Origin of the sequence: Pseudomonas sp. R1-15, from assembly GCF_051132085.1 — a bacterium.
Lineage (GTDB): Bacteria > Pseudomonadota > Gammaproteobacteria > Pseudomonadales > Pseudomonadaceae > Aquipseudomonas.
Genome location: NZ_CP071660.1, coordinates 197,178 through 209,791 on the forward strand (window position 1 = coordinate 197,178; position 12,614 = coordinate 209,791).

Here is a 12,614-nt window from a genome sequence, read left to right on the forward strand (position 1 = left end):
AGCCCACCCATGAATCTCAAGTTCAGTCACAAAATCCTCCTGGCCGCCTCTGGTGTGGTGGTCCTGGCTTTTGCCCTGTTCACCCTCTACAACGATTACCTGCAGCGCAACACCATCGGTCGAAGCCTGGAATCGTCCATCGAGCAATCCGGCGACCTGACAGCCAGCAGCGTCCAGAACTGGATGAGCGGTCGTGTGCTGGTGTTGGAGAACCTGGCGCAGAACATCGCACACCAGGGCGCGGGGGCCGATTTGCCGGGGCTCGTCGACCAGCCGGCCTTGACCTCGAATTTCCAGTTCACCTACGTCGGCCAGAACACCGGCGTTTTCACTCAGCGGCCTGACGCCAAGATGCCCGACGGCTACGACCCGCGTCAGCGCCCTTGGTACAAGCAGGCGGTCGCCGCGGATAAAACCATGTTGACCCCGCCCTACATGGCGGCCGTCGGCGGGCTGGTGGTAACCATTGCCCTGCCGGTCAAGCACAACGGCGAACTGCTCGGTGTGGTGGGTGGCGACCTGAGCCTGGAAACCCTGGTGAAGATCATCAACTCGGTGGATTTCGGTGGCATCGGCCATGCATTCCTGGTCAGCGGCGACGGTCAGGTGATCGTCAGCCCTGACAAAGACCATGTGATGAAGAATCTCAAGGACATTTACCCAGGCACGCCGGTGCGCATCGGCAAAGGTATCCAGGAAGTCGAGTTGAACGGGGAGGACCGCATCCTTTCGTTTACCCCGGTGGCAGGCTTGCCGAACGCCGAGTGGTATATCGGACTGTCGATCGACAAAGCCAAGGCCTACGCGCCACTGAGCCATTTCCGTACGTCTGCATTGATTGCGATGTTCGTCGCGGTGGCGGCGATTGCGTTGCTGCTGAGCCTGCTGATCCAGGTATTGATGCGTCCGTTGACCACCATGGGCCGTGCCATGCAGGACATTGCCCAGGGCGAAGGCGACCTGACCCGCCGTCTCGTCGTGCAGGGCAAGGATGAGTTCGCTGTGCTGGGTGGCTCGTTCAACCAATTCGTGGAGCGCATCCATGCATCGATCGCCGAAGTGTCTTCGGCCACGCGGCAGGTGCACGATTTGTCGCAACGGGTGATGACATCGTCCAACGCCTCGCTTGTCGGCTCGGATGAGCAGAGCGCCCGCACCAACAGCGTGGCCGCCGCGATCAACCAGCTGGGCGCCGCGACCCAGGAAATCGCCCGCAATGCCGCCGATGCTTCGCAACAGGCCAGCGGCGCCAGCGAGCAAGCCGATGACGGGCGCCAGGTGGTGGAAAAAACCATCCAGGCGATGACCGCGCTGTCGCAGAAGATCAGCCTGTCGTGCACCCAGATCGAAACCCTGAACGCCAGCACCGACAACATCGGGCACATCCTCGATGTGATCAAGGGCATCTCCCAGCAAACCAACCTGCTGGCCTTGAACGCCGCCATCGAAGCGGCCCGTGCCGGTGAAGCCGGGCGTGGCTTTGCGGTGGTGGCCGACGAGGTGCGCAACCTGGCGCACCGCACGCAGGAGTCGGCCGAGGAGATCCACAAGATGATCACTTCGTTGCAGGTCGGTTCTCGTGAAGCGGTGACCACCATGAACGCCAGCCAGGCTTCCAGCGAAGAAAGCGTGGAAGTGGCCAACCAGGCCGGCCTGCGCCTGGTCAGCGTGACCCAGCGTATCGGTGAGATCGACGGCATGAACCAGTCGGTGGCCGCCGCGACCGAAGAACAGACCGCCGTGGTGGAAACCCTTAACATGGATGTCAGCCACATCAACCTGCTGAACCAGCAGAGCGTCGCCAACCTCAACGAAACGCTGAAGGATTGCGATGCCTTGTCCCAACAGGCCAATCGGTTGAAGCAACTGGTGGACAGCTTCAAGATCTGATCCAGCCGAACCAGCGCCATCGCGCTGGTTCTCCATGGCTTTCCTCGTGGCGAGGGAGCTTGCTCCCGCTGGCCTGCGAAGCGGGCCCCGGCAGTCTCCAGGCGGACCGCATCAGCCGGTTTGGCGACTGCTGCCAGCCGAGCGGGAGCAAGCTCCCTGGCCACGGGGGTTTTGGGTTGTCCATAAGGGGGCGGTGTCCGGGCTGACGCTTTCGCGAGCAGGCTCGCTCCCACAAGGGAGTAGTGGTCAGGTGAACATCTTCACCACGTTCTCCATCGCTTCATCGGCGAACCCTTGCAGGAAATCCCTGAAGCCCGACGGGGTATGGGCGTCGGTGTGGTCGGCAATGATGGTCCAGGTGGCGCGGCAGCGGTTGTCCGCCAGGGGCTCCACGCGCATGGCCGCCCAGAGGTTGTCGATGCCCAGGGTGTTGTAGATCAGCGTCCAGGTCATGTGCATGGCCTGGTCGTCACGGCTGTTGAGCTGTTCCACCACCAGGTTCTGTCCGTCGACGAAGAATTTCTTGCGCAGGGATCTCACCCCTTCGCCTGTCATCTCGATGCGCGCAAGCGCGGGAATAAAGCGGTTGAACCCGCCAAAGTCGCCCACTACTTCCCAGACTCGCGCCGCGTCAGCGGACACTTGCACCGAGGTTTCAACGTGGCAGGCTTGAGGATTCTTGATCAGTGTGTCGGGTTGAAATGTCGTCATGGTCTTGCTCCTTGCTTTGGGGTGGGATGGTTCAGATGAAATCAATGGCCTTGAGGTAGTCCGCGCCACGGCGTAGCAGGGCCGGGGACTTTTCCGGGTAGCGCGCGCCCATCTGCCGCACGCCGGACCGGGCGTTGTCATGACGGATCAGCGAGATGTCGCCGATGTCCTCCTCGAAGCCGTTCAGATAGAAGCCCAGCACGCCGAACAACGCGTTGTCGGCATCGACCCGCGCCAATTGCCGTTGCCAGTCGGCGACGCTCACCAGGGAAAACGCCCGGCCGCTGTCACGGAACGACGCCACGTAGGCGTCCCAGCTCAGCGGTTCGGGGTTGTGCAGGTTGAACACGGCCTGGTTCGGTTGGTAGCGGCTGGCGTGGAAGGCGATGAAACGGGCCAGGAAGTCCACCGGCATCAGGTCGAAGTTGAGCGACAGGGCCGGCACCTGGCCGAGCTGGATCGAGCCCTTGAGCATCAGCATCAACCGGTTCTTGTGGGGTTGGCAGACCCCCGTCTGGCTGTTGAAGCTGATGTTACCGGGGCGGAACAGGTTCACCCGCACGCCAAGGTCACGGGCCCGCTGCAGGATCCGCTCGCCGACCCATTTGGACAGGTTGTAGCCGTTCTTGATGTAGATCGGCGGTGTCTGCGCCGCTGGCTGCTCCAACACCTGGCCATCGGCGTCCAGGGCGCTGGAAGCCGAAAGCGTCGAGACGAAGTTGAAGATCTTCTTGCGCCGGCCTTCGCACAGGCGCAGGCATTCGAAGATCGGCTCGACGTTGTCCCGCGCCAGGGACTCGTAGTCGAGCACGTGGTTGACGTGGGCCGCATTGTGCACCAGCGCGCCGAAGGTGCTGTCGATGCGTTGGTAGATGTCGTCCGGCAAACCCAGTTGCGGTTGGGTGATGTCGGCGGCGTAGACGCTGACGCGACTCAGGTCCAGGTGCTCCAGGCGATTGTCCCGCAGCGCCTGGGCGAACCGTTCGGCCGCGCTTTGCCCGCCGGACTCACGCACCAGGCACGCAACCTCGGTGGCGCCCCACGCCAGCAACGCCTCGACGATGTGTACGCCGAGAAAGCTGTTGGCACCGGTCACCAACACTTTGTGCACGTCACCGCTCTGGCTGATGGGCAGTGGATCAAGGTTGAGCTCCGCCTCGGCGTCGATGAAAGCCTGCGGGCTCAGCGTTGACGTATCGCTCTGTTCGGAGTCGTCGAGCAGCTTCGCCAGGGTGATCAGTGTCGGCGCTTCGATGAAGCGATTGATCGACAGGCTACGGCCGAACGACTGGCGGACGCTCAGCAGCAATTGCGACAACAGAATCGAATGCCCACCGAGGTTGAAGAAGCTCTCGTCGGTGGCGATGTCCTCGGCCGGCAGTTCCAGCAGCTCGGCCCAAAGCGCTCGCAGCTGGTTTTCCAAGGCGTTCTGCGGCTGGCGTCCCTGGCCTCCGGCCTGGACCAGCACCGCCGAGGCAAGCAACGCCCGGCGATCAACCTTGCCGTTGCTGGTGTAAGGCAGGCTGGGCAGCTCGATGTAGGCCGTCGGGTGCATGTAGCTGGGCAACCTTTCCTGCACATGTTCGCGCAATGCCTGAAGAGCCGCGCCGGGAAGTTCTTGCACAGGGTTCACCAGGAACGCCAGGATCCGCCGTCGTTCATCCACCCCCACCGCCACCTGACGAAACAGCTGGCTGTCGCGCAGGCAATGTTCGATCTCCTCGGGCTCGACCCGAAAGCCACGGATCTTCACCTGGTTATCGCGACGTCCACACAGCTCGATCCCAGCGTCCGTCCACTGGCCGATATCACCGGTGCGATAGGCCCGCAGCGTCTGCCCGGTGGGCAACGTCAGGTTGAGGTAGCGCTCGGCGGTCAGTCCCGGAGCGTTCAGGTACCCCAGGCCGACACCCGGACCGGCAATGTAAAGCTCACCGGGCGTGCCGTCGGGCACCGGTTGCCGTTGCTCGTCCAGAATCAGCAACCGGGCATTGGCAATGGGCCTGCCAAGGTTGCGGTTGTTGTCGCCGCTGCCGAACTGCCGCGTGGTCGCCAGCACCGTGGTTTCGGTCGGGCCATAAATATTGTGGAAGCAGCACTGTGGCGCCAGTTGCTCGATCACATACGGCTCGCAGACATCCCCTCCGGTGACCAGGTGTTCCAGCCCCAGCGGCGCGTCCAGCGGCAGTACGCTCAGCAGTGCCGGTGGCAGGAAGGCGTGGCTGACGCGCTGTGCGCGAATCAACGCGACCAGTTGCTGCGGGTCGCGGCGCTGGTCTTCGCTGGGCACGACCAACAGTCCGCCCTGGATGAACGTCGGCAGGATGTCCAGCAGCGACGCGTCGAAGTTAATGGTGGAGAACTGCAGTGCGCGACTGTCGCGCTTCAACTCGACATGGTCGCAGTACCACGCGCAAAAATGGCTGAGGTTGCGCTGGCTGAGCAACACGCCTTTGGGCTGGCCGGTGGTGCCGGAGGTGTAGATCGCCACGGCCGGCTCGTCGATGCCCGCCACGCGCCGGATTGTCGAGAGCGGGATGGCCGGTTTCGAAGTGGGCAGTCGATGGACGTTCAGCCTGGGTACCGCGCAGTCGTCCAGATCGCTTTGCACGTCATGCAGCAGCAGATCGGCCTGGGCATTTTCCAGGATGAAGCGCCGCCGCTGCGCCGGGTGTTGCGGGTCCAGCGGCAGGTACACCGCTCCGCATCCCAGCACCGCCAGGATCGCTGCATACAGCGGCGCGGATTTGGGCAGGCACACGCCGATTATCCTCGGGCGGTCAGTCGCGCCCGGCAGGATTTCCAGCATCGATTGTTGCAACCTGAGCGTCAGGTCGCGCAAGGATCGGTAGTCGATGAGCTGACCGTCGACCCACAGGGCCGGTTGCGTCGGCTGATCAAGCATGCGTTGTTCGATGCTGTGCATCACTGGCACTTGGGCGGCGGCCAGGAGCCAGGGCACCGGGGCGCGGTTGAGGTGGTGTTCCAAAGCCAGCGGCTCCAGCGCATCGAGCCCGTGCAGGAGCTCGTCTGCAACGTCGGTTTCCAGCGTCGGCCAGGTGTCGAAGCGGGTCTCGTCCCTCGAGAGCTGGCTGACCAGCCGGGCGCCGTGCTCGACCACCGCCGCCATTGCGCAGAGGCGCAATGACTGGCCGTTGCCCCGGTTTGGCGGGGCAACCACGGCCTCGGATAACAGGCGCTGTGCAGCGTCGCGGAAAACCACCACCGGTTGCGGTAATGCCTGGCCTGGCAGGGCCTGGAGCGCCACGCGCACATGAAGTCGAAAGCGCGCCTGCGTGGCACACGGCAGCGTACCGTCATCGATCGACAGGTCTACCGCGCCGTGGGCGGTTGGCGATCGAAAATCCCTGACCGAATGACCGTGAAGTTCAAGTTCCCGGGCCAGTTCGGCCATGGCCTGGCTGGTGCCGGATAGCGCAATTTCGAGGCGTTTCATCGAAAGCTCCTCATGGTGTCAGGTAGTCGGCCAGGGCATCGCGCACGCACGGTGAAGCGAGCATCGAGCTGGTGCGAAAAAAGCGTGTGATGTTGCCCACCAGCGGGTGAAAGCGATTGATCGGGTACGCCAACGCACTGGCCTCATCCAGCAGCGACTGACGTACCGATTCATCGACGGGCAGATGGGCGATCAGCTCGAAATCGAACTGTTGTTGCAGGTCGCTCGCCAGGTACTCGGCAATGAAGCCGGGCATCAGTTGCGCGATGGCTTGGCGGTCTTCTTCCGGTGCGGTGCGCCAGTAAATCTGCACCAGCCGTGTCCAGAAACCGGAGTGTCGGCCCTCATCCTGCAAGTGGTCCGCCATCAGACCCTTGATCGAGGCCTTGACCGAATCATCCCGGGCAAAGGCCGCCACTTCGTTGGTCACCGTGTTCTCGGCAATGGCGATGCAGATCAGCTCCACGGCACTGAGCAAATGCTCCGGTGCGCGCGCCAGCGTGGCTGGGACCGCGCGGCTGAGTTCGATCTGGTCGGGCAGCGGGATCGGCTCGATGCCGGTCATGTCGATGGTCTGTTGCATGAAGTCCATGGCCACCAGCGCGTGATAGTCCTCATCCACCACCACAGTCATCGCGTCGTAGCGACAGGCGAACGGAAACTCGATGCCGAAGCGGTTCTTGGCGATGCGCCGCGCGGTGTGGTCCACCAGCTCAGTCTCGAAAATCACCACGTCATTGATGAATTTGTAGAGGCTCTGCACCAGGACAAAATCGCGCAACTGCGGGCAGTGGCTGAGAAAGGTCTGGCTGTGCACAAGAGGCTGACGGCTCATGGGGAAGATCAGCTTGTCGTCATCCTCGACCCGGCGCCGTGGTCGGGTACGGATGGTGGCGCGGCTTTCCCAGGTGTCGGCGAAGGACTGGTATGAAATGGCGTTCATGGCGTCACCTGCGCAACCGGCAGGGCCATGCTCTGGCGCAAGCCATCCCACAACGCCGCGCGGCTGTGGACGGCGGCGAGGGCGGCGGCAAGGACTTCGCGCTCGCGCTGGGGGTCGCCATCGATCAGCCGTGCCAGGAGTTTTTCCGCCGCCGGGCCGTGGTCTTCGGAGTCCACTTCGATATGCCGTTGCAGGTAATAACGAAACGTCGGTGCCTGGTCCAGGCCGATGCCCCAGGCATCCAGCATGCGCTGGAACATCTGCGGGATGACGCTTTCGCGACCGTGCACGAACGCGGCGGCCACGCTGTGGGCCGGGGCGTGCAAGGCATTGTGCAAGGTCTGGCGTACGAAGCGCGCCGCGGCCGGGTCTACCTCGACGCTGTCCAGCGCGGTCTCGGGGCTGACGCCTTCCTGTTGCAGGGCAATGAATTGCTCAATGGCCCGGGTATCCGCGCCGACCTCGCGCATGGCGTCCAGGTACAGCTCGAAATGGCTGCAATAGCCCGCTCCGGGACGGTCATCGGATTCTTCCCCCAAGACGATTTCATTGATCAGCCGTGCTGCGTGCGGGTCGGCCGGAGGTAGCCACGGCAACTGGATACAGGTCAGCTCGCGCTGTAGGCGCTTGGTCAGGGACATGAAATCCCACACAGCAAAAACATGACTTTCCATAAAACGGCGCAACAGGTCGATTGATGTTATTTCAGAAAAAACCGGGTGTTCACCAAGTTCGAGTTTCTTCAGGAATAGTTGTTCTTTGGTTGGCTGCATTGGAACGTCCTCATCAATGATTTTTGTCCGGAAGTTGCTTCGCCAGTTTTTTCGGTGCGAGCGAGCGCGTGAACCGGAGTCCATGTTTTCTTGATACAGATGTTTTATTTTTGCTCAGGGTTGAAAGGCCTGCTGGAGGCCTTTCTGTCATGAGTTTCGGGGCCGAAGGCAACTCGACGTAGAAAAAGTTAGTGCATGTAACAAAGGCTCTGCAAGTTATTTTTTATATATTTAAGTTGGCGTATTTCTTGGGCGTGAAGAGGGCCGTTAAAACTTTTCATATAAGTTTTACTGGGTCGAAGTTGCTCCTTCCGATTTATAACTATCAGAATCGAATGGTACGAGTGAATGCCTCACCCGGAGCACTTCAGAGAACGGGAATTAAGTAAGTGATGTTTTGTGGGCGGGAGACCGACCAGACTTGCGGGTCATCTCGCCGTTCGGACGACGCTCCTTGCGTGATGGCTTCGATTCGCCTGGGCCACAGCCAGGCGCTGACTTCTTCAGGTCTTTTTTGAATCGATAAACGCAAGAGTGAGCCCAAATGGATAGCAGTTCCATCGGACTGACGTCGCGATGGAACGCGGGCGCAGACAGACCGCGCCGGGCAAGGCCATGGGGGGTGTGGGAAGGATGTGTAAAAAAGTGCTACGCCGACCGCGTCGCCGGCGCAGAGATGGGGTTGCGCTTATTGGTTGAGGTATCGGCGCATGGTGACGGAGGCTTTTTCCAAGTGCTGCTCCAGCAAGGCGACCGCTGTGTCGACATCCTTCGCCACCGCGGCTGCGAGCATCGCGCGGTGGTCGTCCTGGGTCAGCGTGCCCAGGCCCATCGATGACATGTGAAAACGCAGGAAACGCTCTTCCTCATTGAGCTCGTGCTCGACCAGGTCAAGCAGCTTGGCGTTGGGTGCCCTGTGGTAAAGCGACATATGAAACAGCCGATTGAGCCTGGCGATCTCGGCGTAGTCGGTTTGCGCCTCGAGTTGCTCGATGTACTGGGCGGCCATCGTCAGGTCGTTATCGTTGAGCAGCGGAACGGACAGGCGCAGGGCGAAGCTTTCCAGGACCGAACGCAAGGCATAGGTCTCGATCGCATTGCTGGTGATCAGCGGAGCCACCACGGCGCCCTTGTGCTGTACCACGTTGAGCAATGACTGCGCCTCGAGCTGGCGTAATGCCTCGCGTACCGGCATGCGGCTGACGCCGAACAGGTCGGCCAGTTCCTGTTGGCGTAGCGCGGTGCCACTGGGCAGGCGCCCATCGAGAATGGCTTCGCGCAGCGAGCTTTCGATCACGGCGCGGGCCTGGGATGCGGGAATGGGGCCGTTGACCTGGATAGTGCTTAACGGGTTGGGCTTCTTTGTCACGACAACACCCTGACTGGTAGTAACGAAATTGGATCCAAGCCAACATTAGTTACAGATTGCCAAGCCGTCAAAGTCTCGCGGCGCCGGTTCCTGAACTAAAGTTTAGACTGCTTGCGGTGATTGCATCCTGCCATTGTCTTTTGCCCGGCCAGGCTTCACCATCCAACGAATTTTCCAACGGCCCTTTTCGGACGTATTCCCCTTGGCTGCACCTTTTCCTGTCCTCAGGTCCATGCGTTGGCTGTGTTCGGCATTGTTGCTGGCCGGCCTGCTGCTGGGCGGCCTGCGGGCCGATTGGGACTTTGCGCAGATCAGCCGCCGGGCGCAAGCGTTATATGGGCCTTTGGGCGAAGGGCAGCAACGGATCGACGCGTGGCAGCAACTGTTGGCGACCCAGAAGCAGATTCCGGAACTGGAACAACTCAAGGTAGTGAACCTGTTTTTCAACAAGCAGGTGCGCTACGTCGAAGACATCGACCTGTGGCGTGAGGTTGATTACTGGGAAACCCCTATCCAGGCCTTATGGAAGGGCGCAGGTGATTGCGAGGACTACGCCATCGCCAAGTATTTCAGCCTGCGCCGGCTCGGGGTGTCCAGTGACAAGCTGCGCATCACCTACGTCAAGGCCTTGCGGCAGAACCGGGCGCACATGGTGCTGACCTACTACGCCACCCCCGATGCCATGCCCCTGGTACTCGACAGCCTGATCGACGGTATCCAGCCGGCCAGCCAGCGAACCGACCTGCTGCCGGTCTACTCTTTCAATGCCGAAGGGCTGTGGCTGCCGGGCGCCAAGGGCAACAAAAAAGTGGGTGACACCAAGCGCCTGTCCCGCTGGCAGGATGTGTTGAAAAAAATGCAGGCCGAAGGTTTTCCGGTCGAGACGACTAACTAGGAGCGCGCGCTCAGATGTCCTTGTTCAAACAGCTGTTGATCGCTATCTGTCTGTTCCTGGTGGTTGCCTTCAGCGGCAGCTTCATGGTCAGCCTGGAAAGCTCGCGGACCCAGTACGTCAATCAATTGCGCTCGCACGCGCAGGATGCGGCCACGGCGCTGGCCTTGTCGCTGACGCCGAATATCGACGACCCGGCAATGGTCGAGCTGATGGTCAGCTCGATCTTCGACAGTGGCTACTACGCGAGTATCCGCGTGGTCGACGTGAAGAACGACAGCACCATCGTCGAACGCACCGGCATTCCGGACGCCGGCAACGTGCCGCAGTGGTTCATCAAGCTCATTGGCCTGGAGCCGGCCGGCGGCGATGCGCTCGTCAGTCGGGGCTGGGAGCAGGCAGCACGGGTCGAAGTGGTCAGCCACCCTATGTTCGCCCTCGCCAAGCTGTGGCAGAGCGCGCTGGGCAGCCTGGGTTGGCTGTTGCTGTGCGGCGCTGTGAGCGCGGTGTTGGGGGCCTTGCTGCTGCGCCGTCAGCTCAAGCCGCTGGATTACATGGTGCATCAGTCCCATGCCATCGCCCGTCGGGAGTTCCTCAGCTTGCCGGAGCTGCCGCGTACCCCTGAGCTTCGCCGGGTGGTGCAGGCGATGAACCAGATGGTCGAAAAGCTCAAGGCGCTGTTCCAGGAGCAGGCCGAGCGCAGCGAGAAGCTGCGGGTCGAGTCCTATCAGGACAACCTCACGGGTCTGGCCAACCGACGTTACTTTGAAATGCAGCTGCATGCCCGGGTGAGCAATCCCGAGCAGGCCAGTTCCGGTTATCTGCTGTTGTTGCGGGTCAGGGACCTGGCCGGGTTGAACCAGCGGCTGGGCGGGCAGCGCACCGATCAGTTGCTCAAGGCCGTGGGCGAGCAATTGCTGCGTGAGTGCGCGCGTTATCCGGAAACCCATAACTTGGTGACGCGCATCCGCGGCGGAGAGTTCGCCGTGTTGGCGCCCGGGCTGGTGCGCGAGGAAGCCTTGCAACTGGCGCAAAATCTCGAAGGCGCGTTGGCGAGCCTGCACGCCACCGGCGCGACGGACGTCGCATCGGTGGCCTCCATCGGGCTGGCCCCGTTCGTCCACGGCGACTCACCGCAAGCGGTGCTCCAGCTCGGCGACCAGGCGCTGGCCCAGGCCGAAACCCAGGGTGAACCGGGCTGGGCCTGCCTGGATCACAGCGCGTCGGCCAGCGTTGGCGATGATCACCATGCCTGGCACAACCTGCTTGACCAGGCGCTGAGCAACCAGCGCTTCGAGCTGTATTTCCAGCCGGTGGTGGCCGCCCAGGACACCCAGGTGGTGCTGCATTACAAAGTGCTTTCGCGGCTGCTCGACGATCAGGGCCAGAGCATCCCCGCCGGGCGTTTCCTGCCATGGCTGGAGCGCTTCGGCTGGACTGCGCGCCTGGACCGCCTGATGCTCGAACAGGTGCTCAAGCAAATGGCCGGGCACGAGCAATCCCTGGCGCTCAACCTGTCCTCTGCCACGCTGGCCGACCCACAGGCGTTGAACAAGGTCTTTGAAATCCTGCGGGCTCACGGCAATCTCGGGGCGCGCCTGACCCTGGAGATCGGTGAGGAGCAATTACCTGAGCAAGCGGTGCTGGAGCAGTTGACCCGGCAGTTGCGCGAGCTCGGTTTCTCCCTGAGCCTGCAGCGTTTCGGCGGACGGTTCAGCATGATCGGCAACTTGTCGCGGCTGGGGCTGGCGTATCTGAAAATCGACGGCAGTTATATTCGCGCCATCGACCAGGAGAGCGACAAGCGCCTGTTCATCGAAGCCATCCAGCGCGCCGCCCACAGCATCGACCTGCCGCTGATTGCCGAGCGGGTTGAGACGGAAGGCGAACTGGCGGTGATTCGCGAGATGGGGTTGTTTGGGGTGCAAGGGCAGTTGGTGGGCGAGCCTAAGCGTTGGGGATGAGTGCTGCGTTGTCTGTCAGTGAGCCTTCGCGAGCCTGCTCGCTCCCACATGGTTTTTTGTTGGGCTGAGGCTTGAAATCTACCCCCACTCACTGTGGGAGCGAGCCTGCTCGCGATGGCGCCAGCTCAGGCACCGTATAACCCGTGGCGACGGAGCAAGCTCCCTCGCCACGGTCAGCGGTGAATCAGATCAACCCCTTCTCATCGTCATCGATCAACCGACTCAACCCGCCCAGCGCTTCCCGTGCCTGGTTGCGGTCCATCAGCTTGGCCTGGGCCGCTGGCGGCAGGTCGGTGACGCGGATGACGCCTTTGCTGGTGAGTACCTGGATCAGGTCGTCGAGTACCCGGATCATCTCCAGGTCGCTCTGCTTGAGTTGCTTGAGGCTGTTCTCTACCGCCTGGTTGGCGAACCAATCCTGGATCTCATGGTTGTCGGCCGGCAAGGTCTCGGTGGCCTCGGCATAAGCGGCGGCTTCGACGCGCACCAGCAGGCCTTGCGCATCGCGTTGCACATAAAACATCGGGCATCCCTCATGTATGAAGCGGCGTCATGCTGGGCAGCATAGGCCAACTGTGGGGATTATGAACACTTATCCTGTGGCGAGGGAGCAAG

9 protein-coding genes are annotated in these 12,614 nt (G+C 61.9%); 3 read left to right on the forward strand and 6 right to left on the reverse strand.

Translation table 11 applies throughout. The annotated features are described in order from the left end of the window. The first annotated feature begins 9 nt into the window (after window positions 1–9). Window positions 10–1,890 carry a methyl-accepting chemotaxis protein gene (locus J3P97_RS00880; protein WP_434570461.1) on the forward strand — a complete coding sequence of 627 codons (1,881 nt, stop codon included), beginning with the start codon at window positions 10–12 and terminating at the stop codon, window positions 1,888–1,890. Window positions 1,891–2,136: 246 nt separating this feature from the next. On the opposite strand, the gene J3P97_RS00885 is transcribed toward J3P97_RS00880, so the two are convergent. From J3P97_RS00885 to J3P97_RS00905, 5 genes are all read right to left on the reverse strand, one after another. Next, window positions 2,137–2,601: an SRPBCC family protein gene (locus J3P97_RS00885; protein ID WP_434602460.1), complete on the reverse strand. Its 465-nt coding sequence runs from the start codon at window positions 2,599–2,601 to the stop codon at window positions 2,137–2,139. A 31-nt stretch (window positions 2,602–2,632) separates the two neighbouring features. Continuing rightward, window positions 2,633–6,058 carry an amino acid adenylation domain-containing protein gene (locus J3P97_RS00890; protein WP_434673259.1) on the reverse strand — a complete coding sequence of 1,142 codons (3,426 nt, stop codon included), beginning with the start codon at window positions 6,056–6,058 and terminating at the stop codon, window positions 2,633–2,635. Window positions 6,059–6,068: 10 nt separating this feature from the next. After that, the gene (locus J3P97_RS00895; protein ID WP_434673260.1) at window positions 6,069–7,001 is read right to left on the reverse strand and encodes a diiron oxygenase; all 933 of its coding nucleotides are present in this window, start codon (window positions 6,999–7,001) and stop codon (window positions 6,069–6,071) included. Continuing rightward, window positions 6,998–7,774 (reverse strand): DUF3050 domain-containing protein, encoded by a 777-nt coding sequence (locus tag J3P97_RS00900; protein WP_434673261.1) that lies wholly within the window; start codon window positions 7,772–7,774, stop codon window positions 6,998–7,000. Before J3P97_RS00900 ends, J3P97_RS00895 begins: the two co-directional genes overlap by 4 nt. A gap of 688 nt (window positions 7,775–8,462) precedes the next feature. After that, window positions 8,463–9,143 carry a GntR family transcriptional regulator gene (locus J3P97_RS00905; RefSeq protein ID WP_434673262.1) on the reverse strand — a complete coding sequence of 227 codons (681 nt, stop codon included), beginning with the start codon at window positions 9,141–9,143 and terminating at the stop codon, window positions 8,463–8,465. 232 nt (window positions 9,144–9,375) lie between these two features. Between J3P97_RS00905 and lapG the strand changes: the two genes are divergently transcribed. After that, window positions 9,376–10,038 carry a cysteine protease LapG gene (lapG, locus tag J3P97_RS00910; RefSeq protein ID WP_434570450.1) on the forward strand — a complete coding sequence of 221 codons (663 nt, stop codon included), beginning with the start codon at window positions 9,376–9,378 and terminating at the stop codon, window positions 10,036–10,038. A gap of 14 nt (window positions 10,039–10,052) precedes the next feature. After that, complete coding sequence (gene lapD / locus J3P97_RS00915; protein WP_434570448.1) at window positions 10,053–11,999, forward strand: cyclic di-GMP receptor LapD; 1,947 nt, start codon at window positions 10,053–10,055, stop codon at window positions 11,997–11,999. Between the two features lie 184 nt (window positions 12,000–12,183). On the opposite strand, the gene J3P97_RS00920 is transcribed toward lapD, so the two are convergent. Beyond that, entirely contained in the window at window positions 12,184–12,522 is a 339-nt protein-coding gene (locus J3P97_RS00920; RefSeq protein WP_305497599.1) for a tryptophan synthase subunit beta, read from the reverse strand. Window positions 12,523–12,614 lie beyond the last annotated feature (92 nt).

What these genes read in the sequence shown, in the direction of transcription:
- J3P97_RS00885 (WP_434602460.1), bottom strand. Translation starts at nt 2,601, where the DNA reads ATGACGACATTTCAACCCGACACACTGATCAAGAATCCTCAAGCCTGC.
- J3P97_RS00890 (WP_434673259.1), bottom strand. Translation starts at nt 6,058, where the DNA reads ATGAAACGCCTCGAAATTGCGCTATCCGGCACCAGCCAGGCCATGGCC.
- J3P97_RS00880 (WP_434570461.1), top strand. Translation starts at nt 10, where the DNA reads ATGAATCTCAAGTTCAGTCACAAAATCCTCCTGGCCGCCTCTGGTGTG.
- lapD (WP_434570448.1), top strand. Translation starts at nt 10,053, where the DNA reads ATGTCCTTGTTCAAACAGCTGTTGATCGCTATCTGTCTGTTCCTGGTG.
- J3P97_RS00900 (WP_434673261.1), bottom strand. Translation starts at nt 7,774, where the DNA reads ATGCAGCCAACCAAAGAACAACTATTCCTGAAGAAACTCGAACTTGGT.
- lapG (WP_434570450.1), top strand. Translation starts at nt 9,376, where the DNA reads ATGCGTTGGCTGTGTTCGGCATTGTTGCTGGCCGGCCTGCTGCTGGGC.
- J3P97_RS00920 (WP_305497599.1), bottom strand. Translation starts at nt 12,522, where the DNA reads ATGTTTTATGTGCAACGCGATGCGCAAGGCCTGCTGGTGCGCGTCGAA.
- J3P97_RS00895 (WP_434673260.1), bottom strand. Translation starts at nt 7,001, where the DNA reads ATGAACGCCATTTCATACCAGTCCTTCGCCGACACCTGGGAAAGCCGC.